At 75.0% G+C, this 26,970-nt stretch carries 25 protein-coding genes and 1 pseudogene; 14 read left to right on the top strand and 12 right to left on the bottom strand.

The genetic code is table 11. From position 1 onward, the window contains the following. Positions 1 to 8: 8 nt before the first annotated feature. Positions 9 to 1,091, bottom strand: coding sequence for a polyprenyl synthetase family protein (locus SLP03_RS01930; protein WP_319458728.1), 1,083 nt, complete (start codon positions 1,089 to 1,091; stop codon positions 9 to 11). A 179-nt stretch (positions 1,092 to 1,270) separates the two neighbouring features. Then, entirely contained in the window at positions 1,271 to 1,468 is a 198-nt protein-coding gene (locus SLP03_RS01925) for a hypothetical protein (RefSeq protein ID WP_319458727.1), read from the bottom strand. Between the two features lie 757 nt (positions 1,469 to 2,225). Between SLP03_RS01925 and SLP03_RS01920 the strand changes: the two genes are divergently transcribed. The 4 genes from SLP03_RS01920 to SLP03_RS01905 all read left to right on the top strand — a co-directional run bounded on the left by SLP03_RS01920 (position 2,226) and on the right by SLP03_RS01905 (position 5,042). After that, the gene (locus tag SLP03_RS01920; protein WP_319458726.1) at positions 2,226 to 2,600 is read left to right on the top strand and encodes a hypothetical protein; all 375 of its coding nucleotides are present in this window, start codon (positions 2,226 to 2,228) and stop codon (positions 2,598 to 2,600) included. A gap of 327 nt (positions 2,601 to 2,927) precedes the next feature. Next, the gene (locus SLP03_RS01915; RefSeq protein ID WP_319458725.1) at positions 2,928 to 3,113 is read left to right on the top strand and encodes a hypothetical protein; all 186 of its coding nucleotides are present in this window, start codon (positions 2,928 to 2,930) and stop codon (positions 3,111 to 3,113) included. Positions 3,114 to 3,388: 275 nt separating this feature from the next. Next, positions 3,389 to 4,306, top strand: coding sequence for a methylenetetrahydrofolate reductase [NAD(P)H] (gene metF, locus SLP03_RS01910; RefSeq protein ID WP_319458724.1), 918 nt, complete (start codon positions 3,389 to 3,391; stop codon positions 4,304 to 4,306). 46 nt (positions 4,307 to 4,352) lie between these two features. After that, the gene (locus tag SLP03_RS01905) at positions 4,353 to 5,042 is read left to right on the top strand and encodes a CDP-alcohol phosphatidyltransferase family protein (RefSeq protein WP_319458723.1); all 690 of its coding nucleotides are present in this window, start codon (positions 4,353 to 4,355) and stop codon (positions 5,040 to 5,042) included. A 38-nt stretch (positions 5,043 to 5,080) separates the two neighbouring features. Here the strand turns inward: SLP03_RS01905 and SLP03_RS01900 are convergent, their stop codons facing one another. From SLP03_RS01900 to SLP03_RS01870, 7 genes are read right to left on the bottom strand one after another with little or no spacing between them, the layout of a single operon-like run. Then, the gene (locus tag SLP03_RS01900) at positions 5,081 to 6,568 is read right to left on the bottom strand and encodes a phytoene desaturase family protein (RefSeq protein WP_319458722.1); all 1,488 of its coding nucleotides are present in this window, start codon (positions 6,566 to 6,568) and stop codon (positions 5,081 to 5,083) included. Positions 6,569 to 6,578: 10 nt separating this feature from the next. Beyond that, positions 6,579 to 7,712 (bottom strand): glycosyltransferase family A protein, encoded by a 1,134-nt coding sequence (locus SLP03_RS01895; protein ID WP_319458721.1) that lies wholly within the window; start codon positions 7,710 to 7,712, stop codon positions 6,579 to 6,581. Beyond that, complete coding sequence (locus SLP03_RS01890; RefSeq protein ID WP_413644201.1) at positions 7,709 to 8,524, bottom strand: carotenoid biosynthesis protein; 816 nt, start codon at positions 8,522 to 8,524, stop codon at positions 7,709 to 7,711. The genes SLP03_RS01895 and SLP03_RS01890 overlap by 4 nt, the downstream gene beginning before the upstream one ends. Beyond that, positions 8,524 to 9,102: a GNAT family N-acetyltransferase gene (locus SLP03_RS01885; RefSeq protein WP_319458719.1), complete on the bottom strand. Its 579-nt coding sequence runs from the start codon at positions 9,100 to 9,102 to the stop codon at positions 8,524 to 8,526. Before SLP03_RS01885 ends, SLP03_RS01890 begins: the two co-directional genes overlap by 1 nt. Next, complete coding sequence (locus SLP03_RS01880) at positions 9,099 to 9,830, bottom strand: monooxygenase (RefSeq protein ID WP_319458718.1); 732 nt, start codon at positions 9,828 to 9,830, stop codon at positions 9,099 to 9,101. Before SLP03_RS01880 ends, SLP03_RS01885 begins: the two co-directional genes overlap by 4 nt. Next, positions 9,827 to 10,315 (bottom strand): YbaK/EbsC family protein, encoded by a 489-nt coding sequence (locus SLP03_RS01875; RefSeq protein WP_319458717.1) that lies wholly within the window; start codon positions 10,313 to 10,315, stop codon positions 9,827 to 9,829. The genes SLP03_RS01880 and SLP03_RS01875 overlap by 4 nt, the downstream gene beginning before the upstream one ends. A 35-nt stretch (positions 10,316 to 10,350) precedes the next feature. Further along, on the bottom strand, positions 10,351 to 11,082 hold the full coding sequence (locus SLP03_RS01870; protein WP_319458716.1) for a TetR/AcrR family transcriptional regulator: 732 nt from the start codon (positions 11,080 to 11,082) through the stop codon (positions 10,351 to 10,353). A 95-nt stretch (positions 11,083 to 11,177) separates the two neighbouring features. Between SLP03_RS01870 and SLP03_RS01865 the strand changes: the two genes are divergently transcribed. Beyond that, entirely contained in the window at positions 11,178 to 12,374 is a 1,197-nt protein-coding gene (locus SLP03_RS01865) for an FAD-dependent monooxygenase (protein ID WP_319458715.1), read from the top strand. Here the strand turns inward: SLP03_RS01865 and SLP03_RS01860 are convergent. The 3 genes from SLP03_RS01860 to SLP03_RS01850 are packed head-to-tail and all read right to left on the bottom strand — an operon-like array spanning position 12,356 to position 15,176. Then, a complete protein-coding gene (locus tag SLP03_RS01860; RefSeq protein WP_319458714.1) occupies positions 12,356 to 13,168 on the bottom strand; it encodes an FAD:protein FMN transferase in 813 nt (270 codons plus the stop codon). The genes SLP03_RS01865 and SLP03_RS01860 overlap by 19 nt on opposite strands. Before the next feature lie 14 nt (positions 13,169 to 13,182). Beyond that, complete coding sequence (locus SLP03_RS01855) at positions 13,183 to 13,758, bottom strand: FMN-binding protein (protein WP_319458713.1); 576 nt, start codon at positions 13,756 to 13,758, stop codon at positions 13,183 to 13,185. Positions 13,759 to 13,778: 20 nt separating this feature from the next. Further along, on the bottom strand, positions 13,779 to 15,176 hold the full coding sequence (locus SLP03_RS01850) for a ferredoxin reductase family protein (RefSeq protein ID WP_319458712.1): 1,398 nt from the start codon (positions 15,174 to 15,176) through the stop codon (positions 13,779 to 13,781). Between the two features lie 518 nt (positions 15,177 to 15,694). Between SLP03_RS01850 and SLP03_RS01845 the strand changes: the two genes are divergently transcribed. The 9 genes and pseudogenes from SLP03_RS01845 (at position 15,695) to SLP03_RS01805 (ending at position 26,862) form a co-directional block, all read left to right on the top strand. Continuing rightward, the gene (locus SLP03_RS01845) at positions 15,695 to 16,144 is read left to right on the top strand and encodes an SAV_6107 family HEPN domain-containing protein (RefSeq protein ID WP_319458711.1); all 450 of its coding nucleotides are present in this window, start codon (positions 15,695 to 15,697) and stop codon (positions 16,142 to 16,144) included. 163 nt (positions 16,145 to 16,307) lie between these two features. Further along, positions 16,308 to 17,045: a hypothetical protein gene (locus tag SLP03_RS01840; protein WP_319458710.1), complete on the top strand. Its 738-nt coding sequence runs from the start codon at positions 16,308 to 16,310 to the stop codon at positions 17,043 to 17,045. 20 nt (positions 17,046 to 17,065) lie between these two features. Further along, a pseudogene (locus SLP03_RS01835) lies at positions 17,066 to 18,330 on the top strand (DNA polymerase Y family protein). A gap of 27 nt (positions 18,331 to 18,357) precedes the next feature. After that, positions 18,358 to 21,768, top strand: a complete 3,411-nt coding sequence (locus tag SLP03_RS01830; protein WP_319458709.1) for an error-prone DNA polymerase — start codon at positions 18,358 to 18,360, stop codon at positions 21,766 to 21,768. Between the two features lie 94 nt (positions 21,769 to 21,862). Continuing rightward, positions 21,863 to 22,045, top strand: a complete 183-nt coding sequence (locus SLP03_RS01825) for a hypothetical protein (RefSeq protein ID WP_319458708.1) — start codon at positions 21,863 to 21,865, stop codon at positions 22,043 to 22,045. 41 nt (positions 22,046 to 22,086) lie between these two features. Continuing rightward, entirely contained in the window at positions 22,087 to 22,836 is a 750-nt protein-coding gene (locus SLP03_RS01820; protein ID WP_319458707.1) for a methyltransferase domain-containing protein, read from the top strand. Next, entirely contained in the window at positions 22,833 to 24,014 is a 1,182-nt protein-coding gene (locus SLP03_RS01815) for an alkaline phosphatase family protein (protein WP_319458706.1), read from the top strand. Before SLP03_RS01820 ends, SLP03_RS01815 begins: the two co-directional genes overlap by 4 nt. Positions 24,015 to 24,225: 211 nt before the next feature. Continuing rightward, complete coding sequence (locus SLP03_RS01810) at positions 24,226 to 25,578, top strand: transposase (protein ID WP_319458705.1); 1,353 nt, start codon at positions 24,226 to 24,228, stop codon at positions 25,576 to 25,578. Positions 25,579 to 25,602: 24 nt separating this feature from the next. Further along, complete coding sequence (locus tag SLP03_RS01805) at positions 25,603 to 26,862, top strand: DNA polymerase IV (protein ID WP_319458704.1); 1,260 nt, start codon at positions 25,603 to 25,605, stop codon at positions 26,860 to 26,862. The last annotated feature ends 108 nt before the right edge of the window (positions 26,863 to 26,970 follow it).

Genomic DNA, 26,970 nt, shown 5'->3' with positions numbered 1-26,970 from the left:
GCGGAGGGTCAGTCGGTGCGGCGGGTGGCGGCGATGGCGAGGTCGACGAGGGCCTGGCGGGCCTCGGTGTCCAGGTCGACCGTGGTGAGGGCGGCCAGGGCGCTCTCGGTCAGCGCGCCGATCCGTTGTTCGGTGCGGGCGAGCGCGCCGCTGTCGGTGATCAGCTCGCGCAGCCGGGCCACCCCGGCGCCGTCGAGCCCGGGGTCGCCGAGGTTGCCGAGCAGCAGCTCCCGGCCGGCGTCGTCGAGCGCTTCCAGGGTCGCCGCGACCAGGTAGGTCCGCTTCCCCTCGCGCAGGTCGTCGCCGGCCGGCTTGCCGGTCTGCGCCGGGTCCCCGAAGACCCCCAGCACGTCGTCACGGAGCTGGAACGCCTCGCCCAGCGGCAACCCGTACGCCGAGTACGCCGACCGCACCTCCGCCGGCGCGTCGGCCAGCGCGGCCCCGAGCAGCAACGGCCGCTCGACCGTGTACTTCGCCGACTTGTAGCGGGCGACCTTGCCGGCCCGCTCCAGCGAGCTGTCCCCGGTCGCCTGGGTCAGCACGTCGAGGTACTGCCCGACGGTGACCTCGGTGCGCATCTCGTCGAAGACCGGCCGGGCCCGGGCGACCGTGTGCGGGTCGAGGCCGGCGGAGTGCAGCAGCTCGTCCGACCAGACCAGGCAGAGGTCGCCGAGGAGGATCGCGGCGGCGTCGCCGAACCCGTCCGGGTCGCCGCCCCAGCCCGCGGAGCGGTGCCGGGCGGCGAACCGCCGGTGCACCGCCGGCTCGCCGCGCCGGGTGTCCGAACGGTCCATCAGATCATCGTGGATCAGGGCGCTGGCCTGCACGAACTCCAGCGCGGCGAGGGTAGTCACCACCTGGTCGGAGTCGACGCCGCCGGCGCCCCGGTAACCCCAGTAGGCGAAGGCCGGCCGCAGCCGCTTCCCACCGCCCAGCACGAACGCCTCGATCGCCTCGGCGAGCGGTACGAGGGCGTCGTCGACACCGGTCAGCCAGCTGCGCTGGCCGGCGAGGAACTCGGTCAGGGCCTTGTCGATCCGCTGACGCAGGCCGGCGCGGTCGACGGGGGAAACGGGAGCAGCGTGGGTCACGCCACGACGCTAGCCGGTCCCCGGTGGTCGCGTCGTGTCGCCGGGTCGGCGCGCCGCGCGGGGCGTCGACCGGGGTCGCCGGACCCGGGCCGCTCCGGGTGCGGCCGTCGCCCCGAGCGGCAGGTACGGGCGGGCCGCCGCGAGGAGCGCGGCGTAGCGCCGTGCCCCATTTGCGTGTCCTACTTGCTGTCGTCGGCCAGGTCAGGCCGATGCTGCTTGATCCACGCCTCAACATCGGACTTCCGCCAAATCTGCCCCATCTTCAACACCTGATAGGGGGCAGGGAAGTCACGTCGAGAAGCGACCACGGACGCCCGAGCGCGAGACACACCACCGAGCAGGTCTCGTATCTCAGCGATCCCCACGAACTCGACCATGGGTTGACGGTAGGTACTGCCGATAGTCAGACGATCGGGAACAGCGAGCGGGGTTGACGATCGGTAACAGCGGTAGCACGATGGTGTATGCCCACACGGAGAGCAGCGAAACCCGTACCGTTAGCTCCGATCCACCGCCCCGTCTGGCGACGGTGGCGGCGCTGGTTCCGTCGAGATTGCTCCTGCGGACTCCGCTGGAAGACATGCCCAGACAAGTTCCATCCCGTGATCTAGGAGCCTCAGACGATCGAGCCGCCGCATTGGAACCAGCCAACCCAGATCCTCTGGACGGGGAACCTGCTCACGCGGGGGCAGGCGTACAGAGCGGACGGCGGGTGGCATGCCTAGAGATCATCTGCCGCTACGTCCGCTGTGGTTGTGTCGAGCCTGCGCCGACCCGTGGCCGTGCGCTAACGCTCGACTGTCTCTGAAAGCTGCGTACGCCCAGGACCGCACCGCGCTATGCGTCTACCTCGGGTCGATGCTGTACGACGCCTGCGAAGACCTGACGAAGCTCAACCCGAACGATGTAGACGTACGCGCCCTCTACACACGGTTCATCGGCTGGCCCGACAGGTTCCGTAGGCGCGACTGACGAACAGCCCAGGCAGCAGGACCCCAGCGGGTGGCCGCTGGGGTTCCTTATGCTGCAGGATCGGGTGGTGGTCGCTCCCGCGCCAGATGACGCGCCGACGACGATCGGGCAGCCCCGGGCGCGAGCACCCGGCCCTGTGGCCATCGAACGAGAGGTGCGGCCATGGCCGAGATGACCTGGCACGCTGGCGGCCTATCGATCGTCCTGCAAACCAAGCCAAGTCACGACAGCTACCAGGAAGTCGTCTTCGCCGCCACCTGCGGCGGATTCACCGGCACCCGCCCGTCCTGGCTGGACGCCGGTGACATCGACCGATTCGCCGGCCAGGTCCACCGCATGTGGCAGGAGTTGGCCGGCGAAGCCGAACTGTACGGCGAGCACGGCGTCGAGTTCTCACTACGGCTCACCATGACCACCGGCGGCCACGTCGACGTTCAGGTCGACATCAACGAAGCATGGGCCAACCTGCACATCGAAGCGCAGACCGACCAGACCTTCCTGCCCGCACTCCATCACGGGCTGCTCTCGATACGCTGACCCAGCCCATCGTCACCCATCTACATAACGAACCCGGACTGCCGTACGGCCGTCACGCGGGCCCTTGCGCTGGAAATGCTGGCGGAACCCGAGGCCACCCGTGAGCGGGTTGCCGCCGCTCTCGGGATCACTCCCCGGAGGCTGCGCCAAGTCCTGAACGTCGCCGGGTAGCTGTACGTTCCGCGCCATGGTTGCTCTCAAGCTGTGGCACATAGCCGTGTGCGTCGTGCTGTCAGCCGTGCTCATCGGCGGTTTGGTCTGGCTCCTAGTTAAGAGGGCCAACCGCCGGTAGCGCGGGAGGGTTGCACAGCACAGGAGGTTTACGCAGTGAGAGTCGTACAGGACTCCGCCAACGTCTTTGTCACGTACGTTGATCCCCCGGTTACCCCCGTCCGCCTGGCGGAGCTGGCCGCCCAGCTCTCCCCGGAGGCTGTCTGCACTGAAGTTGTGCTCCACCCGGACGGAGTCCTGTTCGTCACGTTCGAGACTCACCGGGTGACTGCGATCGACTGACCCGAGAGGGAGGGGCGGTAGTACCGCCCCTCCCTCTAAGGTGTGGCGGGAACGGGATCATCGGTCCTCCGGAGGGCGTCGGCGCGGGTGGCGACGCGGACGCCCGGCAGTGCCGGACCGGCGCGCCGCCGATCGTGCTGACCGCCGCGCGGGCCACCGGCCGACCCCACCGCGCTGCCCCGTTTCTACCCACGGGGTACGACGCTCCCGGCGGCCGCCGTCCGCCCGCTGGGAAGTTCATGGGTGCCTCGAGCGCCGACGGCTAGAGTCGATGCGTGGCGCTCGGTCTTCCCTCGGTCCTCCCGAATCCCCAGCCGGCGATCGGGGAGCTGATCCGTGTTGGCCAGCCGACCTTCTCCTTCGAGTTCTTCCCGCCCAAGACGGAGCAGGGGGAGCGGCTGCTCTGGCAGGCGATCCGCGAGCTGGAGTCGCTGCGTCCCTCGTTCGTCTCGATCACCTACGGCGCCGGCGGGTCGACCCGGGACACCACGGTCGCGGTGACCGAGCGGATCGCCACCGAGACCACCCTGCTGCCGATGGCGCACCTGACTGCGGTCAACCACTCCGTCGCCGAGTTGCGGCACGTCATCGGCCGGCTGGCGGGTGTCGGGGTGCGCAACGTGCTCGCCGTGCGGGGCGACCCGCCCGGCAACCCGGGCGGCGAGTGGGTGCCGCACCCGCAGGGCGTGCACTACGCCGAGGACCTGGTCCGGGTGGTCCGCGACGCCGGGGACTTCAGCGTCGGGGTGGCCGCCTTCCCGTACAAGCACCCGCGCTCGCCCGACGTGGCCAGCGACACCGCGCACTTCGTCCGCAAGTGTCAGGCGGGGGCGGAGTTCGCCATCACCCAGATGTTCTTCGACGCCGACGACTACCTGCGGCTGCGGGACCGGGTCGCGGCGGCCGGGTGCGACGCCCCGATCCTGGCCGGGGTGATGCCGGTGACCCAGATCGGCACCATCGAGCGGTCGACGCAGCTCTCCGGGGCGCCGTTCCCGCCCGCGCTGGCGGAGCGGTTCGAGCGGGTCGCCGACGACCCGGAGGCGGTCCGCCGGCTCGGCATCGAGCAGGCCAGCGAGATGTGCGCGAAGCTGCTCGATGAGGGCGTGCCGGGGATCCACTTCATCACCCTCAACCGGTCCACCGCCACCCGCGAGGTCTGGCAGCACCTCCGGGCCGGCGCGCGGGGGTGACCGCCCGTCCCGCCGACACCGGCAGCGCCCTTCTAGGGTTGATCCCGTGGTGGGCACACAGCTGAACTGGGACCAGTACGCGACCGCGTGGGCGCGGCTGCACGGCGGGTTCGACCCGCGGGCGGCGGCGCCGGTGGTCCGCGCCTGGCTCCGGTTCGCCTACCACGTCGGGTATGTGCTGGGCCGGCTCCGGGTCGGCCCGACCCCGGTCACCGTGGTCGGGGTGCTGCTCTGCGTCTGCGTGCCGCTGTTCGTCGGGCGGCCGGTGGATGGGCCGATGCTCGGGGCCCTGTTCGTGCTGCTCGCCGCGGTCGCGGACAGCGTCGACGGCGCGGTGGCGGTGGCGACGAACCGGACCACCCGGCTCGGCTACGTCTACGACTCGGTCGCCGACCGGCTGGGCGAGGCCGCCTGGCTGACCGCGTTCTGGCTGATCGGCGCGCCGGGCGCGCTGGTCGCCGCCGCCGGTGGCCTCTCCTGGCTGCACGAGTACGTCCGGGCCCGGGCGGTCTCCGCCGGCATGCGGGAGATCGGTGCGGTGACCGTGGGGGAGCGCCCCACCCGGGTCTGCGTGGCCCTGGTCGGGCTGCTGGTCTCCGGCCTGACCGGGCTGATCGACGTGGATCTCACCGCCGGCACCATCACGATGGCCACCACGGTCTGGGTGCTGCTGGCCGGCTTCGGCCTTGGGCAGCTTCTCTCCGCCGTCCGCCGCGCCCTGATCGACGCCGACTGACCTGCCCCGGGCGAGCTGCGGCCGGCGCAGGGACGCGGCTACCAGGCCGGGCCGATCTCCTCGGCGACGATCTGGGCGGACATGGTGACCATGGGCAGGCCGCCGCCGGGGTGGCTGGAGCCGCCGACCAGCCAGAGCCCGTGCGCCGGGCCCCGGTTGGCCGGGCGGAGCAGCCCGCCCGCGGTGCCGTAGATCGTCCCGCCCGGCGCGCCGGTCGCGGCGTCCAGGTCGGCCGGGGTACGGATCTCCCGGAACACCAGCCGGTCCCGCACGTCCACGCCCCGCTCGGCGAGCACGTCGAGGACCCGGTCGGCGTACGCCTCGGCGAGCCCCGGCCGGCGCCAGTCGACCGCGCCCGGGGCGGTGCCGTGCTGGGCGGCGTTCACCAGCACGAACCACGCCTCGTGCCCGTCCGGGCGGACCATCGGGTCGTCGGCGACGGTGACGAAGACGGTCGGGTCGACCGCCGGCCGGGCCCGGATCCCGCGCCCCGGGTCGCCGAAGACCGCGTCGAACTCGGCGTCGTGGTCGCGGGGAAAGAAGACGTTGTGGTGGGCCAGCCCGGAATCGCCGCGTACGCCGAGCAGCAGCACGAAGCCGGCCAGGCTGCGGTCGGTCAGCCCGGTCAGCCGGCGGGGGCTGGGCAGCAGGTCCCGGTAGACGGTGAGCGCGTCGACGTTGGCCACCACCACGTCGGCGGGGACGGGCGCGGCGACGCCGGCGAGGCGTACCCCGTGGACCCGGCCGCCCGTGGCGTCGATCCGGGTGACCGTGGCGCCGGTCTGCACGACCACGCCGAGGTCCAGGCAGCGCGACAGCAGCGCGTCGGCCAGGGTGCCCAGCCCGCCGCGCAGGTACCAGCCGCCGTACGTCAGCTCGGCGTAGGGGACGGCGACGAGCGCGGCCGGGGCCCGGCGCGGGTCGGCGCCGGTGTAGGTGGCGTACCGGTCGAGCAGCATCCGCAGCCGGGGGTCGGACAGGTGCTTGCGGCCCAGCCCGCGCAGGGTGCGGCCGGGCCCGATGGCGGCCAGGTCGCCCAGCCGCCAGGCCAGCGCGGCCAGGTCGCGGGGGGAGTCGATGGCGCGGCGCAGGATGTCCCGGTGCGACGCCTCCCAGACCCGGGCGGCCCGCCGCCAGAGCCGCTGCCAGTCGGCGGCGGCCCGGTCGCCGAGGGCCGCGCCGATCCGGGCGGCGAACTCGGCCGGGTCGGCGCAGGAGTCCAGGGCGGGCCCGCCGCCGGGGAAGACGTGCCGGACGATCGGGTCCAGCGGCGTCAGGTCGAGGTACTCGTCGAGCTTGGCCCCGGTCGCCTCGAACAGGTCGTGGAAGACCTGGGGCAGGGTGAGCAGGCTCGGCCCGGTGTCGAAGTGGAACGACCCCGCCGGGGTGTCGTGGGCGTACCGGCCGAGCTTGCCGCCGACGGTGTCGGCCCGCTCGAAGACGGTGACCTCGTGCCCGGTGACGGCCAGCCGGGCGGCGGTGGCCAGCCCACCCACGCCGGCCCCGATGACCACGATCCGCGCCATCCGTGCCCTCCTAGCTGACCCGGCGGCCCCGCCAGGTCAGACGCCGTCGCTTCCGCAGATGGTACGACCGCAGGGTCAGCCAACCGAGGACCACGACCGACACGGGGTGTGCCAGCGTGTCGGGCCAGGCCCGTCCGCCGGTGGCCCGGGCGCTGACCGCCCGCCCGGCGACGCCCAGCGCGTAGGTCGCCAGGGCGAGCGCGGCCACCACCGGCGCGCCGGTCGCCAGCGCCGCGACCGCGACCAGCGGGGGAGCCGTGTAGAGCAGGAGCAGCACGGTCACCACCGCGGCCGCCGCGACCGGGTGGCCGAAGGAGGCCCAGAGCGACTTGGTGTAGCCGTCGCGCAGCTGCGGCCAGCTCTCGTACATCCGGCAGGCGGCCAGCCGCGAGCCGTCGGCGAGGGCGATCCGGCCGCCGGAGCGTTTCACCGCCCGGGCCAGCTCGATGTCCTCGAGGACCTTGTCGGCGACCGCCGCGTGCCCGCCCGCCCGCAGGTAGCCGGCCCGGTCGACGACCAGGAACTGCCCGCCGGCCGCCGCCAGGGACGGCCGCGGCGAGCGTTCCATCGCGCGCAGCGGCAGGAAGGTCAGCCACAGCCACTGCAGCAGCGGCTGCACCAGCCGGTCGGCCACGCCGCGCACCAGGATCCGGGGATACGGCGACAGCAGCGTCGCGCCCGCCGCGCGCAGCTCGGTGACCGCCGCCGCTACGGCGTACGGGGTGAGCACCACGTCGGCGTCGACGAAGGCCAGCACCGTGGCGGCCGGGTCGGTCCGGGTGGCGAGCTGCCAGCAGGCGTGCGGCTTGCCCAGCCAGCCGGGTGGCGGGGCGACCCCGGTGAGCAGGGTGAGCCGCGGGTCGTCGCCGGCCACCGCGCGGACCACGTCGGCGGTGCCGTCGGTGGAGCCGTCGTCGAGCACCACGATCCGCAGATCGGGCACGCCCCGCTGGGCGAGCAGCGCGCGCAGGCAGGGGGTCACCCGGTCGGCCTCGTCGCGCAGCGGCAGCAGCACCGCGACGGTGCCGGCCTTCACCTCGACCGGCCGGTCGGTGGGGTGGCGCAGCCAGCGGGTGGCGTTGACCCAGGTGTGCGCGGTGAGCGCGGCGACCGCGAGGACGAGCGCGACGACGGCGGCGGTCATGCCGCCGCGTCGACGCCGGGGCGCGGCGCCCGGTGCGGCTCCCGCCGGTCGGCGGCGGCGCGCCGGGCGCGGACCAGCGTCACCGCCAGCGGCACGGCGGTCACCGCCATGCCGACCGCGCCCCAGACCGCCGAGGCGGGCAGCCGGAGGAAGACCGCGTGCGCCAGCACGCTGGAGAAGTACGTCCACAGGTAGAGCGCGAACATCGGGGCGTCCCGCCCGTCGGCGCGGTCGGCGGCGGGCCCGGCGAGCGGGCGCAGCGCGGTCATCAGCAGCACCGCGAAGAGCAGCCAGCCGAGGTAGTTGCTGACCGGGATGCCGGGCAGGCCGGGCAGCGCCGGGGTGGCGTCCCGCCAGACCCAGTACCCCGCGGCCACCATCTGCGGATCGAGGAAGAGGTCCCAGGCGGCCAGGCCGACCGCGGCCAGCGCGATCCGCCCGGGCCGGGACGAGGTGAGCCGGATCGCGGCCAGCCAGGCCGGCCAGGCCATCCAGGTCCAGGCGAGCGGGATGATCAGCGGCACCCCGGCCAGCTTCGGTCCGAGCTCCCCGGAGTAGTCGTAGCTGCCGAACGGGACGCCGGTGGCCACCCCGATCGCCTCGATCGCGAACCCGCCGCCGGTGGCCACCGCGACCAGCGCCCCCGCCGTACGCGCACCCCGGCGCAGCAGCGCGTGGCCGACCGAGAGCAGGTAGCCGAGCACGACGGTGGCCACGGTCAGCCCGGCCCGGGTCGCGCCGACGGTGAGCGGGTAGCAGATCTGGGCGAGGACCAGGACGGCCAGCAGCGCCCAGGGCAGCCGCCGTGGGATCACGGCGCGGCTGGGCCGGGCCCGGCGTCGGGGCCCGGCGCGGGCAGCGGCAGGTCCCGGCCGAGCACGCCGAACGGCCGCTCGTCGCCGGGGAAGTGGAAGTGGCGCAGGATGTCGACGAAGCCGAACCGGCGGTACAGCCGCCACGCCCGGGACTTCTGCTCGTCGGCCTCCGGGGTGGAGAGCAGGGTGGTCGTCCCCTCCGCCATGCTGAGCAGGGCGCGCAGCTGGCCGGCGCCCAGTCCGTGCCCCTGCGCCGGCGGCCGGACGTGCAGCTCCACCACCTCGAAGCAGTGGGTCAGCCACCGGTGCCGGGCGTCGGCGTCGAGCGTCCGGTACACCTGGTCGTGCCACCACTGGCCGGCGGCGCCGAGGTAGCCGTACCCGAAGCCGGCCAGGTGGCCCTCGGTGGTGAGGCTGGCGACGGCCCGGAAGCCGGGGCGGCGGACGTGGGTGGCGATGTAGCCGCGCCGGGCCTCCAGCAGGTCGGCGCGATAGCCCATCGCCTCGCCGTAGACGGCCACCACGTCGTCCAGCCGCCGGAGCAGATCGTCCGGCGTCCACCGCACCAACCTCACGCGTGTCCCCTCGCCGTTTCCGGGTCGCCCTCGGCGACCCACCCGAGCACCGTCCGGTCGCCGACCACGTCGCGCACCTCGAACCGCGCGAAGAGTTCCTCCGCGTACCACCCTTCGGTGGGGGTGCGCGTGATCGCGGCTCGGTGCTCCGGGTGACGGTACGCGAACGCCACCAGGTCCGTCGGGTCGCGCCACACGCTCACCGTGCCCTGCCAGCCCAGCGGGGCCTCACCGACACCGAACCGGGCGAGCAGCCCGGGCGCGGCGTGCAGGGCGGCGGCGACGGGCGGGATCGCCCGCCAGAAGGTGACCGCCCGGCGGGCTCGCAGCCGGGCCCGGGTCAGCGCCAGCACCGGCCCGTCGACCCGGCCGCCGGGCGGGTCGCCGAAGGGGCGGACGCCGGACCACTCGCCCCGGCTGGTCAGGGGGCGCAGCTCCACCCGCACCGACGCGCGGGCGATCCGGGCCCACGAGCGGCCCACCGGCGAGTCGTCGAAGCCGGCCGCCGCAGCGGGGGAGTCCCAGACCACCAGCGCGGCCCACCGGGTCAGGTCGGCGTCGCCGGGACCGAAACCGGTGCCGGTCCCGGTGCCGAGCAGCTTGCCGAACCGTACGCCGGGGGTGCGGCGCAGCCGGAGCGGGTGCAGCGCCATCCGGGTCAGCGCCCGGGGCACCGCGGTGCGGGGGATCCGCCACACGTGCAGCGTGACCAGCTCGGGACTGCTCACGCCACCTCGGCCGGGATCCCGGCGGTGATCCGCAGCAGCTCCGCGTACGTGGTGGGGAAGACCGCCTGGGGCACCCCGCCGGCGGCCCACACCTCGTCGTGCCCGGCGAGGGCGGTGTCGACGAGGGTGCGCAGCGGCCGTGGGTGGCCGACCGGGGCGACGCCGCCGATGACCTGACCGGTGTGTTCCTTGACGAACTCCGGGGTGGCCCGGCGCAGCCGGGTGACCCCGATGGACGCGGCGAGGCCGGCGACGTCCACCCGGTGCGCGCCGGAGGTGAGCACCAGCAGGGGCGCGTCGTCCGCGTCGAAGATCAGCGAGTTGGCGATGGCGCCCACGCCGACGCCGAGCGCCTCGGCCGCCGCCGCGGCGGTGTGCACCGCCTCGGGCAGCAGGCGGACCTGGCTGGCGCCGCCGGCGCCGTCCCGCGCGCCCGCGTCGTCGAGCGCCCGCTGCACCGCCTGCACGTTCGGGTGTGGCTGCATCCGGTCATTCTCCCCGGTCCACCAGGGGAATGGGGTCAGGGGTGGCGGGTTTTGATCAGCAGGTCGACGCCGTCGAGGATCCGGGACAGTCCGAAGTCGAGGGCCTGATCCTGGGCAGCGTGCGTGGCCGCCGACTCCACCGCGGCGATCAGCGCCGGAAAACACTCCTCCCGGCCGCGGAGCAGGGCCGCCAGCCCGGACTCCAGTGCCTGCTCCGGCGTGCCGGTCTCCATCGCGGACACCTGCTGGGCCAGGTTGCGGGCGTGCCCGAGCAGGAGCACCGCGACGTCCAGCATCTCGCCGCCGTGCAGGCCGGTGCCGGTGAGGGCGGCGAGGGCCCGTTCCAGCCAGCCGAGTTCGTTCGGGCCCATGACCCGCGCGCCGACGGTGGCCGTCAGGGCCCAGGGGTGCCGCCGGAAGCGGTCGAACATCTGCCGTGCCCAGTCGTCGAGCTGGCCGCGCCAGCCGGCGTCCGCCGGAGGCGGAGGAGGCTCACCGATCGCCACCTCGATCATGAGGGCGACCAGCTCCGCCTTGCCGGGGACGTACCGGTACAGCGCCATCTTGGTCACGTCGAGCGACTCGGCGACCCGCTGCATGGTCAGGCCGTCGAGCCCGTCGGCGTCGGCGATCGCGATGCCGGCCCGGGCGATGGCCGGCAGGGTCAGCGTGGGGCGGGGCCCGCGCCGCGGCCCGCTCGGCGTGTCCCACAGCAGCTCGCGGAGCCTGCGCTTGTCCGCCACGTCGTCGGCGCCCGCCCGGTCCATGGTGCTCCCTCGATCGGTCTTGTCCGGGGACCAAAACTGTGTCTACAGTACTCTGTATCCAACGGACACAGTTTTGCTTCGACGGGGGGAAGCCGATGTCCCACACCCTTCCGCTGCGCGACCGGCGCGTCCTGATCTCCGGGGCCGGGATCGCCGGGCCCGCGCTCGCCTGGTGGCTGGCCCGCTACGGCGCCGAGGTCACCGTGGTCGAGCTGGCCCCGGCGCTGCGCGCCAGCGGCTTCGCGGTCGACTTCCGCGGCCCTACCCACCTCGGCGTGCTGGCCGCCATGGGGGTGCTCGACGAACTGCGCGCCGGGCAGACCCACGCCGGGGCGGTCAGCTGCGTCGACGAGCACGACCGGGAGATCTTCCGGCTGCCGGCCGAGTTCGCCGGGGGCGAGCTGGAGGTCTACCGCCGGGACCTCTCCCGGATCCTGTACGAGCACGGCGCCGACCGGGTGGAGTACCGGTTCGGGGACGTGATCACCGCCCTCGCCGAGACCGCCGACGGCGTACGCGTCGACTTCGCCCGCGCCGCGTCGCGCACCGTCGACCTGGTGATCGGCGCGGACGGGCTGCACTCGGGCGTACGGCGGCTCGTCCTCGGACCCGAGCCGGCGTACGTGCGGCACCTCGGCTACCACCTGGCCGGCTGGGACCTGCCCAACAAGCTGGGGGTGGGCGCCGTCCCCCGGCAGTACAACGTCCCCGGGCGGATGGCCAGCGTCGCCGCCGACCAGCGCGACCCGGACCGGGCCGGCGCCCTCGTCGTCTTCGCCGCACCCCGGCTCGACCTCGACTGGCGTGACCTCGATCAGCAGAAGAAGCTGATCGCGAACGCCTTCGCCGGGCTGGGCTGGCACGTGCCGCACCTGCTGGCCGGCCTGCGCGACGCGCCGGAGCTGTACTTCGACTCGATCAGCCGGGTGAGCGTGCCCCGCTGGCACGCCGGCCGGACGGCGTTGCTCGGCGACGCGGCCTGGGGCGTCACGCTCGGCGGGATGGGCGTTGGCACCGGCGTCGTCGGCGCGTACGTGCTGGCCGGCGAGCTGGCCCTGGCCGGCGGCGACCACCGGACCGCCTTCGCCGCGTACGAGGAGCGGATGCGCGGCTACGCGATGCGCTGGCAGCGGGGCGCCAGCCCGGGCCGGTTCCTCGCCCCCGCCACCGGATGGGGGCTGTGGCTGCGCAACCGGCTGCTGGCCACCCGGCCGGTCCAGTCGATGCTCGTCCGGAGCACCGGCTCGCTGGCCACCGACCTCGACCTGCCCGACTATCCGGCGCGGGTCTGAGCCACCGGTCGGGTTCCGGGCCAGTTCGGGGTGGCCCGGACCCGACCGGCGGCGTCCACCAGCAGGCCGGCGTACCCGTCGAGGGTGGCCAGCCAGTCGAGCGCGTCCGCGCCCCGGGCGACGGCCGCGGTCGCGTACACGTCGGCCCAGAGCAGCTCGGGGCCGACCACGGTGACCGACCGGACGGCCTCGGCGGCCCGGCCGGCGCGCGGGTCCACGATGTGCGCGCCGCGCCGCGCGGTCCCCGACGTGGCGACCGCGCCGTGCTCCCGCTCCAGCACGTCGAGCAGCCGCTCGGGGTGTCCGGGGTCCTCCACCCCGACCCGCCAGGCGGGCCGGCCCGGCGCGGTCCGCAGCAGCACGTCCCCGCCGGCGTTGAGGCAGCGGTCGTGGTCGGGCAGGTCGGCCAGCCACCGCGCGGCCCGCTCCACCGCCCAGCCCTTGACCAGGCCGGACGGGTCGAAGCCGGTGCCGCCGGTGGGCAGCGGCAGGCGTCGGGCGTCGAACCACCCGTCGGTCCGCAGCCGGGCCAGCTCGCAGAGCTCCACCACCTCGCGCACCACCGGCGCGGCGGTCGCCGGGTCGGGCATCGCGCCGCCGAGCCGGCCCAGCACGCTCTCCGGCCGGTACGTGCTGAACACCGCGTCGATCTCCCGCAGTTCGGCGAAGACCCGCTCCACCCGCTCCGCCACCGCGTCCGTGCGCACCTGCGGCCCGCGCAGGTGCACGCTGACCGGCAGTCCCATCACCTGCATCACCCAGGCCCGCCGGTCCAGCTCCGCCGTCAGCTTCATGGCCGCCACCCCGCTCACTTCAGGTGCGCCGCGTCGATGGCGGCCTGCAGGGACTCGCGGTAGCCGTCGCTGGTGACGGTGGCCCCGGAGACCGTGTCGATCCGCGCGCTCTGCGCGGCGAGGCTCTCCTGCCGCAGGATCGGCACCGCGTAGTCGTTGATCTCCTGGTCCCGGTGGTTGCCGTCCGGCACCTGCACCGCGGCGACGCCGGTGATCTTCCCGCCGGCGACGGTGATCCGGACCTGCACCGGGCCCCACCGGGTCTGCGCCACCGACCCGGTGGCCTTGCCGTTGGCCGAGGAGCTGCTGGACGACGAGCCGCTCGACGAGCCCGAGCCGCTCGACGAGCCCGAGCCGGTCGAGTTCGAGCCGGTCGAGTTCGAGCCGGTCGAGTTCGAGCCGGTCGAGTTCGAGCCGGTCGAGTTCGAGCCGCCCGAGTCGTCGGTCGCGGCCCAGGAGCCCGCGGCCGAGCCGTCGGAGCCGGCGATGGCGCTGCTCTCCCCGCCGGGGCCCATCGTGCTGGTCTTGTAGCTGAACAGCAGCACCACGGCGGCCACGGTGGAGAGCAGCCAGACGGTGATCCGTCGCACGGATCCTCCTTTCGCGCCTGTCACCAGGCGAAGCGTTCGTGATGGGTGTGCGCGTCGGGCACCCCGGCCGCCCGGGTCGCGGCGCGGGCCGCGTCGACCCAGCCGTCCGGGCCGCAGAGGAAGACGTCGTGACCGGCGATGCCGGGGGAGAGCCGGCGCAGGGCCTCCGCGTCGGGCCTGCCCTCGGCGTAGGCGGGCAGCCACGACGGCCGCCGCGCCCGGGAGCCGACCAGGTGGTGCACGACCACCCCGCGCTCCGCGGCGAGCCGGTCCAGCTCCGCGGCGAAGGCCAGCTCGTCGGGGGTACGCGCGCGGTAGAGCAGCACCGCCTCGCCGGGGGCGTACGGCAGCTCCCAGAGCAGCGCCAGCAGCGGGGTGATCCCGACGCCGCAGGCGAGCATGGTGATCCCGCCGCCACGCCAGTGCTCCCCGGTCAGCCGCCCGTACGGCCCCTCCAGCAGCACCCGGGTGCCAGGGCGCAGGGTGGCCACCCGGGAGCTGTCGTCCCCGAGTTCCTTGACCGTGATCCGCATCAGGTCCCCGGACGGGGGCGCCGACAGCGAGTACGGGTGCGCCCGGGACCAGCCGGGACCGTCGAGGAATCGCCACAGGAAGAACTGCCCGGCCCGGGCGGGCAGCCGGTGCAGGTCGCGCCCGCGCAGCCAGATCGAGGTGATGCCGGGGGCCTCGGCGACCACCGCGGCCACCTCGACCCGGTGCCGCAGCGAGCGCCAGGCGGGCAGGCCCAGCCGGAAGACCAGCACGCTGGCCAGCGCCAGCAGGTAGACCGTCCACCAGTACGCCCGGGCGGCCGCCGAGCCGACGAAGTCGGCGCCGGTCCAGAGCTGGTGCGGCAGCGCCAGGGCGATGCCGAGGTACGCGTACAGGTGCAGCAGGTGCCAGGACTCGTAGCGCAGCCGGCGCCGGGCCGCGCGGACCGAGGTGACCACCACCAGCACCAGCAGGGCCAGCGCCGCGGTGGCCAGCAGCATCCCCGGGTACGTGGTGACCAGCTCCCAGGTCTCCACGAGGACGTTGCGCCGGGCGGTGCCGGCGTACCCGAGGGTGGTCAGCACCACGTGCGCGAGGAGCAGGTGGAACGAGGTGAAACCGGCGAGCCGGTGCCAGCGGGCGATCCGGTCCTGGCCGAAGCGCCGCTCGATCAGCGGTACCCGGGCCATCAGCACCACCTGGATGAGCATCAGGTCGGCGCTGACCAGGCCGGCGAGCCGGCCGAGCGAGGTGAGGCCGGTGGCGAGGCCGCCGAGCAGCTCCTGCACCCCCCGGTCGGCGGTCCAGAGCGCGGCGACGACCAGCAGGCTGAGCACGGCGGCGCTGCCCGCGACGTCGGCCCACCAGCCGGGGACCGCCGGGAGGGCGCGACGCGTGGTCCGCCGGTCGGCGACGGCGGCGGTCACCGGACGGTCGTTTCGGCACGGCTTACGACGTTCATGGGGTCAACCCTGCGATGACCACCTCCGGACCGCCTTTGCCGTTGCTGTGCGTGGCCTGAGAATCCGACCCGGCCCCGGCGAGCCGCGGCGCGTCACACGTTGCATTTTCGTCGGAGGGGAGGTGTACTGTCAGGGCGGTTAGAACGAGTGTTCGATTCAGTCGTACGCCCGTTCCAACCACCCGGGAGAGGTGTTTCGCGGCGCCGGATCCCGGGCGGTGCGGTTCCGCGAACCGCACCGGGTTCCGGGCAGTCGCGAGTCCGGTCCCGTCAGGCAGGATCGTCGCCCGCCGCCCACGACCCCCGGGCGGCGGGCGACGGACCCGCCGGTACGCCGGCCGGGTGGGGTGTGGGGAAGCATCCACACCCGGCCGGCCCACACCACGGTGCGTCTTCCTCCGCACCACCCGCTCCGGGCGTCCCGCTCGACGGATCCGATCCGTCGCGCGACGCGCCCGCCCCGGCCACGCGGAGGAGACACCAATGCCGACCAGTCCGGCTCAGGCACCGATGGTGCCGGCCCACGTGCTGCCGCACCGCACCCCCGCCCAGCTGCTCGCGGTGGCCCGCCACGGGCTGGCCGAGGCCGCCCGGACCCGTCCTGACGGTCTCCGGTACGCCGCCGCCCACCTCTCGGCGCTGCGCGCCGCCGCCGCCCTGCTCGCCGCCCGCGCCCGCCCCGCCCCCGGCCGGCGCAACCGGATCACCAGCGTCTGGGTCCTGCTCTCCAGCGTCGCCCCCGAGCTCGACGAGTGGGCGTGCTACTTCGCCGCCGGCGCCGGCAAGCGGGCCGCCGCCGAGGCCGGCATCCCACGGGTGGTCACCGCCCGGGAGGCCGACGACCTGCTCCGCTCCGCCGAGCAGTTCGTCACGGTGGTGGAGACCGCGCTCGGCCTGGCGCACCAACCGGCGCTCGACGGGATCGCCGCCTGACCCTTGGTGCCCCGGCCATCGGCGGGAACCGGATGTGGCCGGGGCACCGAGACACCTGGAGCGGGCCGACGCATCGGCTGATCCAGGCGGCAGCCGCCGCGTTTTCTGATCTAGCAGCACATGACGGGGTTGGTCCCCGCGCGACACGACGGGGGGTTGGCCGATGGCGGGCCGCATGGTGGTCGGTTCCGCCGCACTGGCCGATCTGGTGCGTCCGGCGAGCGCGCCCGACCCGGCGGGCGGCCACCGGGTGCTGCCGGTCCGGCCGGAGCTGACCGGGCTGTTGCCCAATCGCGGGCTGCGCCGCGGCAGCACCATCGCCATCGGCTCCGGGCAGCCCCGGCGCAGCGGTGCGACGTCGCTGATCCTGGCGCTGCTCGCCGAGGCGTCCCGGGCCGGCTCGTGGTGTGCCGTGGTCGGGGTCCCCACCTTCGGGGCCGGCGCGGCGGCCGAGGCCGGGATCGTCCTGGACCGGCTGGCCCTGGTGCCGAATCCCGGTCCGGAGTGGCCCACCGTCATCGCCGCGCTCATCGACGGGGTGGACGTGGTGGTCACCGCCGTGCCGACCGCGGTCTCCGCCTCGGTCGCCAACCGGTTGGCCGCCCGCGCCCGGCAGCGCGGCAGCGTGCTCGTCCCGTACGGCCGCTGGGACGGCGCGGACGTCACGTTGCAGGTGGTCCGGGGTGTCTGGGAGGGGCTCGGGCCGGGTCGGGGACGGCTGCGACGTCGGGAGGTGACCGTCTCGGCGCGCGGGCGCGGCGCGGCGGCCCGCCCCAAGGAGATAAAGGTCTGGCTGCCCGGTGACGCGCTCACCCGGGTCATCCCCCGCGCGACCGGGCTGGGCCCCCCGGTCGCCGCCTCGTCCCGCCGCGGTGCGCTGACCCTGGTCGGTCCGGCGTGACGGCCGCGCCGGTGCGGACGATGCTGCTCTGGTGCCCGGACTGGCCGGTCCTCGCCGCGGAGATCGTCGACGGGGTGCCGGCCACCGACCCGGTCGCGGTGCTGCACGCCAACCGGGTGGTCGCCTGCTCCGAGCGGGCCCGCGCCGAGGGGGTGCGCCGAGGGCTGCGCAGACGCGAGGCGCAGGGGCGCTGCCCGCAGCTCACCGTCGTCGAGTACGACCCCGGCCGGGACGTCCGGGCGTTCGAGCCGGTGGTCGCCGCCGTCGAGGAGGTGGCCGCCGGGGTCGAGGTGGTCCGTCCCGGGGCCTGCGCGCTGGCGGCCCGGGGCCCGAGCCGTTACCTCGGCGGCGAGGAGGCGGCGGCCGAGCGGATCGTCGAGCACGTCGCCCAGTCCTGCGCGGTGGAGAGCCAGGTCGGCATCGCCGACGGGGTCTTCGCCGCCGGGCTGGCCGCCCGGGACGGGCGGATCGTGCCGCCAGGCGGGACGCCGGAGTTCCTGGCCGCCCTGCCGGTCGAGGCGCTCGGCCAGCCGGCCCTGGCCGATCTGCTGCGTCGGCTGGGGGTGCGTACCCTCGGGGGTTTCGCCGCCTTGCCCGCCGGCGCCGTGCTGGCCCGGCCCGGCCGACCGCCGGGATCATCCGGCTGCGGCTGGTGCCGGACGGGGTGCTCGCCCAGGCCGGCCTGCAACCAGGACTGTGGGGGGAGACCGGTGAGGAGCGGGAGCGGGCGCACCGCGCGCTGAGCCGGGTGCAGGGCATCCTTGGCCCCGACGCGGTGGTCACCGCCGTGCTCGGCGGCGGCCGGTCCCCGACCGACCAGGTGCGCCTGGTGCCGTGGGGCGACGAACGACTCCCCGCCCGCCCCGGCCCGCCGCCACTGCCGGAGGGGCCGGCCGGACCGGACGGAGCCCCGGGGTCGGTGGCCTCCCGGCCGGGTGGGGCGACGCGGTCCGGTACGCCGCCGTGGCCCGGCCGCCTTCCGTCACCCGCGCCGGCCGTGGTGCTGCCGACCCCGCTCCCCGCCGCCGTGCACGACGCCGCCGGTGAGCCGGTCGTGGTCAGCGCCCGGCTCCAGGTGAGCGCCGCGCCGGCCCGGCTGGCCGTCGGTACCGCCCGCCCGGCGGAGATCGTCGGCTGGGCCGGTCCGTGGCCGGTGGACGAGCGCTGGTGGGCGCCGGCCGAGGCCCGGCGGCGGGCCCGGTTCCAGGTCTGCCTCGCCGACGGCGCCGCGCTGCTGCTGGCGGTCGAGGGCGGCCAGTGGCTGGTGGAGGCGATCTATGACTGAGCCGGGTCGGCCGGCCGGAGCGGCCGGATGAGCTTCCACAATCCCAACCTGCCCTGGTCCGAGCTGGAACGCGTGCTCTCCGGGCGACCCGGCGACGGACGGTCCGGCGGGCGGTCGGGCGACGGTGGACGGCCACGGGGCGGGCGGCCGCGGGACGAGCGGCACCTGCACGTGGTGGATCCCCTCGCCGTGGACGCCGACGGTGGCGACTCCCCGGCCTGGAGCCGCAAGCGGCAGCACTACGAGGCGCCCGAGCTGCCCCGCCCGGACGGCACGGTGCCCTACGCGGAGCTGCACGCGCACACCAACTTCAGCTTCCTCGACGGCGCCAGCCACCCCGAGGAACTTGCCGAGGAGGCCGCCCGGCTGGGTCTCACCGCGCTCGCCGTCACCGACCACGACGGCTTCTACGGGGTGGTCCGCTTCGCCGAGGCGGCCCGCGCGCTGCACCTGCCGACCATCTTCGGCGCCGAACTCTCCCTCGGGCTGCCCGGCCCGCAGAACGGCGAACCCGACCCGCACGGCGCGCACCTGCTGGTGCTCGCCCACGGCCACGAGGGGTACGCCCGGCTGGCCACCACCATCGCCCGCGCCCAGCTGCGCGGCGGGGAGAAGGGCCGACCGGTCTACGGCGAGCTGGAGGAGGTCGCCGCCGAGCTGCGCGACCACGTGCTGGTGCTCACCGGCTGCCGCAAGGGGCACGTGCCGGGCACGCTGCTCACCGAGGGCGTCGACGCGGCGGCCCGGGAGCTGGACCGGCTGACCGCGCTCTTCGGCGCGGAGACGGTGGCGGTGGAGCTGACCGACCACGGGCACCCGGTCGACGCCGACCGCAACGACGCCCTCGCCGAGCTGGCCGCGTCCGCCGGGCTGCCCACGGTGGCCACCAACAACGTGCACTACGCCACCCCGGCCCGGCGCCGGCTGGCCACCACGCTGGCCGCCGTACGGGCCCGGCGGAGCCTGGACGAGATCGACGGCTGGCTGCCCGCCGCCGCCACCGCACACCTGCGCAGCGGCGCGGAGATGGCGGCCCGGTTCGGCGCGTACCCCGGGGCGGTGGCCCGGGCCGCCGAGTTCGGCGCGGAACTCGCCTTCGACCTCCAGCTCGTCGCGCCGCGGCTGCCGGCGTACCCGGTGCCGCCGGGGCACACCGAGATGAGCTGGCTGCGCCACCTGACGGAGCAGGGGGCCCGGGAGCGCTACGGCCCGCGCGAGGCGCACCCCGAGGCGTACGCGCAGCTGGAGCACGAGCTGCGGATGATCGACGAGCTGGACTTCCCCGGCTACTTCCTGGTGGTCTACGACATCGTCGCGTTCTGCCGGGAGCAGGACATCTACTGCCAGGGCCGCGGCTCGGCGGCCAACTCGGCGGTCTGCTACGCGCTGCGGATCACCAACGTGGACGCCGTCCGACACCGGCTGCTCTTCGAGCGCTTCCTCGCCCCCGAGCGGGACGGGCCACCCGACATCGACGTGGACATCGAGTCCGACCGTCGGGAGGAGGTGATCCAGCACGTCTACGCCCGGTACGGCCGGGAGCACACCGCCCAGGTCGCCAACGTCATCTCCTACCGGCCCCGCTCGGCGGTGCGGGACGTGGCCAAGGCGTTCGGCTTCTCACCCGGCCAGCAGGACGCCTGGAGCAAGCAGATCGACCGCTGGGGTTCCGTCGCGTCGGTCGACGTCGAGGACATCCCCGAGCAGGTCGTCGCGTACGCCAACGAGCTGCAGACGTTCCCCCGGCACCTGGGCATCCACTCCGGCGGGATGGTGATCTGCGACCGGCCGGTGATCGAGGTCTGCCCGGTGGAGTGGGGCCGGATGCCCGGGCGCAGCGTGCTCCAGTGGGACAAGGACGACTGCGCCGCGGTCGGGCTGGTCAAGTTCGACCTGCTCGGCCTCGGCATGCTCTCCGCGCTGCACTACGGCTACGACATGATCGGGACGACCCTCGACCTGGGCGACATGACGCTCGACGACCCCGAGGTCTACGACATGCTCTGCCGGGCCGACTCGGTCGGGGTGTTCCAGGTGGAGAGCCGCGCCCAGATGGCCACCCTGCCCCGGCTCAAGCCCCGCTGCTTCTACGACCTGGTGGTGGAGGTGGCGCTGATCCGGCCCGGCCCGATCCAGGGCGGCTCGGTGCACCCGTACATTCGGCGCAAGAACGGCCAGGAGCCGGTGACGTACCCGCACCCGCTGATGCGCAACGCGTTGGAGAAGACCCTCGGCGTACCGCTGTTCCAGGAGCAGCTGATGCAGCTCGCCATCGACCTGGCCGGCTTCGACGCGGCCGGGGCCGACCAGCTGCGCCGGGCGATGGGGGCCAAGCGCTCGGTGGAGCGGATGGCGCAGATCGCCGACCGGCTCTACGCCGGGATGGCCGAGCGGGGCATCACCGGCGAGCTGGCCGACGACGTCTACCGCAAGCTCACCGCGTTCGCCAGCTACGGCTTCCCGGAGAGCCACGCGATGAGCTTCGCCTACCTGGTCTACGCCAGCTCCTGGCTCAAGCGCTACCACCCGGCGCCGTTCCTGGCCGCGCTGCTCAACGCCCAGCCGATGGGCTTCTACTCGCCGCAGACCCTGGTCGACGACGCCCGTCGGCACGGCGTCGAGGTACGCCGGCCGGACCTCAACGCCAGCGGCGCGCTGGCGGTGCTGGAGTCCACCCCGACCACCCGGTGGGGGAGCGCCCCCGGGGAGCCGCCGCACGAGTGGGGGCTGGACGGTCCGGCGGTCCGGCTCGGACTGGGCGGCGTGCGTACCCTCGGCGAGGGCGTGGCCGAGCGGATCGAGGCGGAGCGGGCGGCGCACGGGCCGTACCGGGACATGCCGGACCTGGCCCGGCGGGTCGGTCTCACCGCCGCGCAGCTGGAGGCGCTGGCCACCGCGGACGCCTTCGCCTGTTTCGGGCTGAGCCGGCGGCAGGCGCTCTGGGCCGCCGGCGCGGCGGCCCAGGACCGGCCGGGCCGGCTGCCCGGCACGGTGACCGGCGTGGCCGCGCCCCCCCTGCCCGGGATGGAGGCGGTGGACCGCCTCGTCGCCGACGTCTGGGCCACCGGCCTGTCGCCGGAGAGCCACCCCGCCCGGTTCATCCGCGACCGGCTCGACGCCCTCGGCGCGGTGCCGATCGCCCGGCTCGGCCGGGTGGAGCCCGGCCAGCGGATCCGGGTCGGCGGGATCGTCACCCACCGGCAGCGGCCGGCGACCGCGGGCGGGGTGACCTTCCTCAACCTGGAGGACGAGACCGGGATGCTCAATGTCACTTGCTCCCCGGGCCTCTGGCAGCGCTACCGTCGAATCGCCCGCACCAGCGCGGCGTTGGTGGTGCGGGGTCGGTTGCAGCGGCACGAGGGGGTCACCAGCCTCACCGCGGACCGGCTGGACGCGATCGAGCCTCCCGTGGCTCCGGCATCCCGGGATTTCCGCTGAACGGAGTGATCCACATTACGGTGCCCGGGCGACGTACGCGGGAGACTTCCGGCACGCGCGGGCAGAGTGGCCCGCCCGGTATGGGGGAAGACCGATGACCTCGAACAGCACGTACACCGGTGGAGTGGCGAACGCCCGGCGCACCCGGCTGGCCGCCGGCTGGTCGCCGGCGTCGGACACGGAGGCCCGCGAGTACCAGGTGACCGACGGGCCGGTGGCCAACGCGCAGCGGTCCCGCGCGGAGGAGCAGGACCCCGCCGGCGGCGGCGAGTCCTGACCCGGAGAGCCGGCACCGCCTCCGGGAGCCGGGTGGCGCGGGTGACTAGGCTCGACCGGGTGGAGCAGACTCGAACGCTGACCCCGCGTACCGCCGTCATCTGGTCGGTGCTCCGGGCCGAGCTGGAGCGCCGTGCCGGCGAGCGGCTCACCGTGCTCGACGTCGGCGGCGGGACCGGCGGATTCGCCGTCCCGCTCGCCGAGGCCGGCCACTGGGTCACCGTGGTCGACGCCAGCCCCGACGCGCTCGCCGCGCTGACCCGCCGGGCCGCCGAGGCCGGGGTCGCCGACCGGGTACGCGCGCTGCAGGGCGACGGCGACGCGCTCGCCGGGCTGGTCGAGCCGGCCAGCGTCGACCTGGTGCTCTGCCACTCCGTCCTGGAGGTGGTCGACGAGCCGGCGTCGGTGGTGTCGGCGCTGGTCGGCGCGCTGCGCCACGGTGGCGCGGCCAGCGTGCTGGTGGCCGGTCGGGCCGCCGCCGTGCTCGGCCGGGCGATGAACGGCCACCTCGACGTGGCCGCCGCGCTGGCCGCCGACCCGCATGGCAGGGCCGGGCCGCGGGACACCCTGCGCCGGCGGTACGACGTCGACGGCGCTGCCGACCTGCTGACCGCCGCCGGGCTCACCGTCGAGGAGATCCACGGGGTACGCGTCCTCGCCGACCTGCTCCCCGCCGCGGTGGCGGACGGCCAGCCGGCTGCTCTGGTCGAGCTGGAGCGGGCCCTGGCGGCCCGGTCGCCGTACCGGGACCTCGCCGCCCAACTGCACCTCTTCGCCCGCCGCCCGGCATGACCGGCCCGTCGCCCGCCCCCGCCGGGCGACCCGGTCCGCTCGACCCGGTTGCGCCGCGCTACGGCGGCGGCAGTCTCGCGGACGTGCTGCCCAGCGCCCTGGCGGTGCTCGGCGTGCCCGGCGCGGTCGACCTGCTCGGCCTCGGTCCCCGGCTGGCCGGGGTACGCCGGATCGCGGTGCTGCTGGTGGACGGGCTCGGCTGGTACCAGATCCCGACCGCCGCCCCGTACGCGCCGACCCTGGCCCGCCTCGCCGCCACCGTCGGCGCCCCGCTCACCTCCGGCTTTCCCTCCACCACCCCGACCAGCCTGGTCAGCATGGGCACCGGCGTTGCCTCCGGCGCGCACGGCGTGCTCGGGTTCAAGGTCCGGGTCCCCGACACCGACCGGGTGCTCAGTCACATCGAGTGGGCCGGTGATCCCGAGCCGCTGCGCTGGCAGCCGGTGCCCACCCAGTACCAGCGGGCCCGCGCCGCCGGCGTCGCGGTCACCGTGGTCAGCCGCCCCGAGTACGGCGGCAGCGGCCTCACCCTCGCCGCCAACCGGGGCGGCGACTACCGGGGCGCCTCCGACGTGGACGGGCTCGCCGGGCAGATGCTCACCGCCCTGGCGGCCGGCGCCGGCCCGGCCCTGGTCTCCGGCTACCACCCCGACCTGGACCGGCACGGCCACCTCGCCGGGGTCGACTCGGCGCCCTGGCGGCTCGCCGCCGCCGACGTGGACCGGCTGCTGGCCCGGCTGGTCGGCGGGCTGCCGCCGGACGCCGCGCTGCTGGTCACGGCCGATCACGGCCAGCTCAACGTGCCGCAGGCCCACCGCGTCGACTTCGACATCGATGCCCGGCTGCGGGCCGGGGTGCGGGTGATCGCCGGTGAGCCCCGGGTCCGCTACCTGCACGTCGAGCCGGGCGCGGTCGCCGACGTGCTGGCCGCCTGGTCGGCGGTGCTGGGCGACGCGGCCCGGGTGCTGACCCGCGAGGAGGCGGTGGCCACCGGCTGGTTCGGGCCGGTGCCTGAGGAGCACCTGGGCCGGATCGGCGACGTGGTGGTGGTCTGCCGCGACACGTACGCGGTGGTCGCCACCCGGTCGGAGAAGCCGATGGAGTCCCGGCTGGTGGCGTACCACGGCGCGGACACCGCGGCCGAGATGACCATCCCGCTGCTGGTCGTCAGGGGCTGACCGGTCGGGTCGTCGGCCCGGGCGGCTGTCGGGGCGGTCGGACGGCTCAGTTGTCGGACCCGGCGGCTAGTGCGGTGTCCACAAACGTTGGCCGGGTTGGTCGGGGTTGGGGAAATTGTCGTAGGGGTGGTGTTGGCTTCGGTTCGTGCCTCGTCGTCGGGATCCCGCCGCCCCGCGGGTCGTGTATCGCACCGCGCGTGTGGCATTGCGGGTGACGCCTGGCCAGCGGCGGCGGTGTTTCGGGTTGCTGCGCTCGGCCGGTGACGTGTGGGCGTGCGTGCTGGAGGTCAACGCCTGGCGGCGCCGCCGCCGGGACGTATCCCTGTCCGGTTATCAGGAGTTGTGCCGGGAGCTGTCCGGGCCCGGGCCGGGCACGTTCGCCGAACTGGACTCCACGGGTGCCCGGTCGGTGTTGCGCCGGTTTTCGGATGCGTGGTTCGCGGCGGCGAAGCGCCGCGGCGCCGGTGATGTGTCGGCGCGGTTCCCGCGTCGCCGGCGGGGGTTGGTGCCGGTGCGCTGGTATCACGGCACGTTCACCCTCGACGGCCGCCGGGTACGAATTCCGACCGCGAAAGGCAGTGCGCCGTTGTGGGTGCGCCTGGCGCGGGAGGTGCCGTATCCGGCCGAGCAGGTCCGCTCGGTCACCCTGCTGTGTGAGGGTGGCCGGCTGTTCCTGGACGTGACGGCCGAGGTCCCGGTGGCGGTCTACCCGCCGGGTGAGGAGCCGGATCCGGGCCGGGTGGCCGGGGTGGATCTGGGGATCATCCACCCCTACGCGGTGGCCGGCCCCGACGGCGATGGGCTGTTGGTGTCGGGGCGGGCGGTCCGCGCCGAGCACCGCATGCACCTGGCCGACACCAAGGGCCGGCGCCGTGCCGTCGCCCGTCGGGGGCCAAAGCCGGGCCAGAAGGGGTCGCGGCGGTGGCGGCAGTACCGCCGTCGGACACGGCTGGTGGAGGGCCGGCACCGGCGCAGGGTTCGCCAGGCCCAGCACGAAGCCGCCCGTACGGTCGTCTCGTGGGCGGTGGAGCAGCGGGTGGGTGTGCTGCACGTCGGTGACCCCCGCGGGGTGCTGGACCTGCAGGCGGGGCGGCGGCACAACCTGCGGTTGCGGCAGTGGCAGATCGGCCGGCTCCTGCAGGTCCTCACCGACAAGGCTGCCCTGGCCGGGATCACCGTCCGGCTGGTCGACGAACGCGGCACCTCGTCGACCTGCCCCGCCTGCCACCGCCGGGTGCCGAAACCTCGTGGCAGGACGTTGTCCTGCCCGCACTGCGCATTCTCCGGGCACCGCGACCTGGTCGCGGCGGCCAGCATCGCCACCCGCATTCCGGGTGGCGGATCCACCACCCTGGCAGCCGTTGTGCTGCCGGAGGTGGTCACGCACCGTCGAGCCGGCCGACACCTGCCCGGTGCCGGCCGGTCCCGGCGTGACCCCCGCCGCCCGCCAAGGGTGGCGCGAGGATCAGTTGGCCCGCGGAGGCCCGCCCCACCACCCGGTGGGGAGTCGCTCGCCCCCAAGGCGAGGATCCACAACACCCACCGGACCCCCGGTGAACGTTAGTGGACACCGCACTAGCCTGCGGGGATGGGCCGCAGCCAGTCGTTGCCCCGGGGCGATGATCCGCGCTTCGGGCCGGACGCCGACGACACCGGCTGCCGGATCCTGCACGTCGACATGGACGCGTTCTTCGCCTCGGTCGAGGTGCGCCGCCGCCCCGAGCTGCGCGGCCGGCCCGTCGTGGTCGGCGGGATCGGGCCGCGCGGCGTGGTCAGTTCCGCCAGCTACGAGGCCCGCCGGTACGGCGTCCGCAGCGCCATGCCCACCGCGCGGGCCCGGGCGCTCTGCCCGCACGCCGTCTACCTGCCGCCCGACTTCCCGCAGTACACGGCCGCCTCCCGGGCGGTGATGCGGATCTTCCGGGACGTCACCCCGCTGGTCGAGCCGCTCTCCCTGGACGAGGCCTTCCTCGACGTGGCCGGCGCCCGCCGGCTCTTCGGCGCCCCGGCGGAGATCGCCCGGCTGATCCGCCGCCGGGTCGCCGAGGAGCAGCGGCTGACCTGCTCGGTGGGGGTGGCGTCGAGCAAGTTCGTGGCCAAGCTCGGCTCCACCCGGGCCAAGCCGGACGGCCTGCTCGTGGTGCCGGCGGCCTGGGTGCTCGACTTCCTGCACCCGCTCCCGGTGGGGGCGCTCTGGGGGGTCGGGGAACGCTCCGCCGAGGCGCTGCGCCGACTCGGCCTGGCCAGCGTCGGCGACCTCGCCGAGGCGCCCGTCGGGCTGCTCCGTCGGGCGGTCGGCGGGGCCTCCGCGACTCACCTGCACGAGCTGGCCTGGGGGCGGGACCCGCGCCGGGTCAGCCCGGAACACGTGGAGAAGTCGATCGGCGCGGAGCTGACCTTCGACGTCGACGTCGTCGACCCGACGGAGATCCGCCGGGCGCTGCTCGCCCTCGCCGAGAAGGTCGGCGCCCGGCTGCGCGGCGCCGGGCAGGTGGGGCGGACGGTGTCGCTCAAGGTCCGGCTGGCCGACTTCCGCACGGTCAACCGGTCCCGCACCCTCGGCGTACCGACCGACACCGCCCGGGAGATGTTCGACATCGCCTGGGCGCTCTGGACGGCCCTCGACCCGGGGGAGCCGGTCCGGCTGGTCGGCGTACGGGTGGAGGGGCTGGCCGCCGCCGGAGAGACGCCACGCCAGCTCACCCTGGGCGAGCCGGAGCGCGGCTGGCGGGAGGCGGAGGCGGTCGCCGACGCCGCGGCTGCCCGATTCGGGCGGTCCGTCATAGGTCCGGCCAGTCTTCTCGGCAAGCGTCATCGGGGTCGAGACGAAAATCCGAGCCGACCATAGGTCGTCCCGCTTTCCGACGCGCGGGCCCCCTCGTAGACTTGCGGGTAAGCAGCCGGTTGGCTGCCACGGTCTGTCGGCCCGAGTGGGCCGACCAACGTGACCGGGGAG

The organism is Micromonospora sp. RTP1Z1 (assembly GCF_033804685.1).
Lineage (GTDB): Bacteria > Actinomycetota > Actinomycetes > Mycobacteriales > Micromonosporaceae > Micromonospora.
The sequence above is the reverse complement of the archived record's forward strand: the minus strand, read 5'-3'. Positions and strand labels throughout refer to the sequence as shown.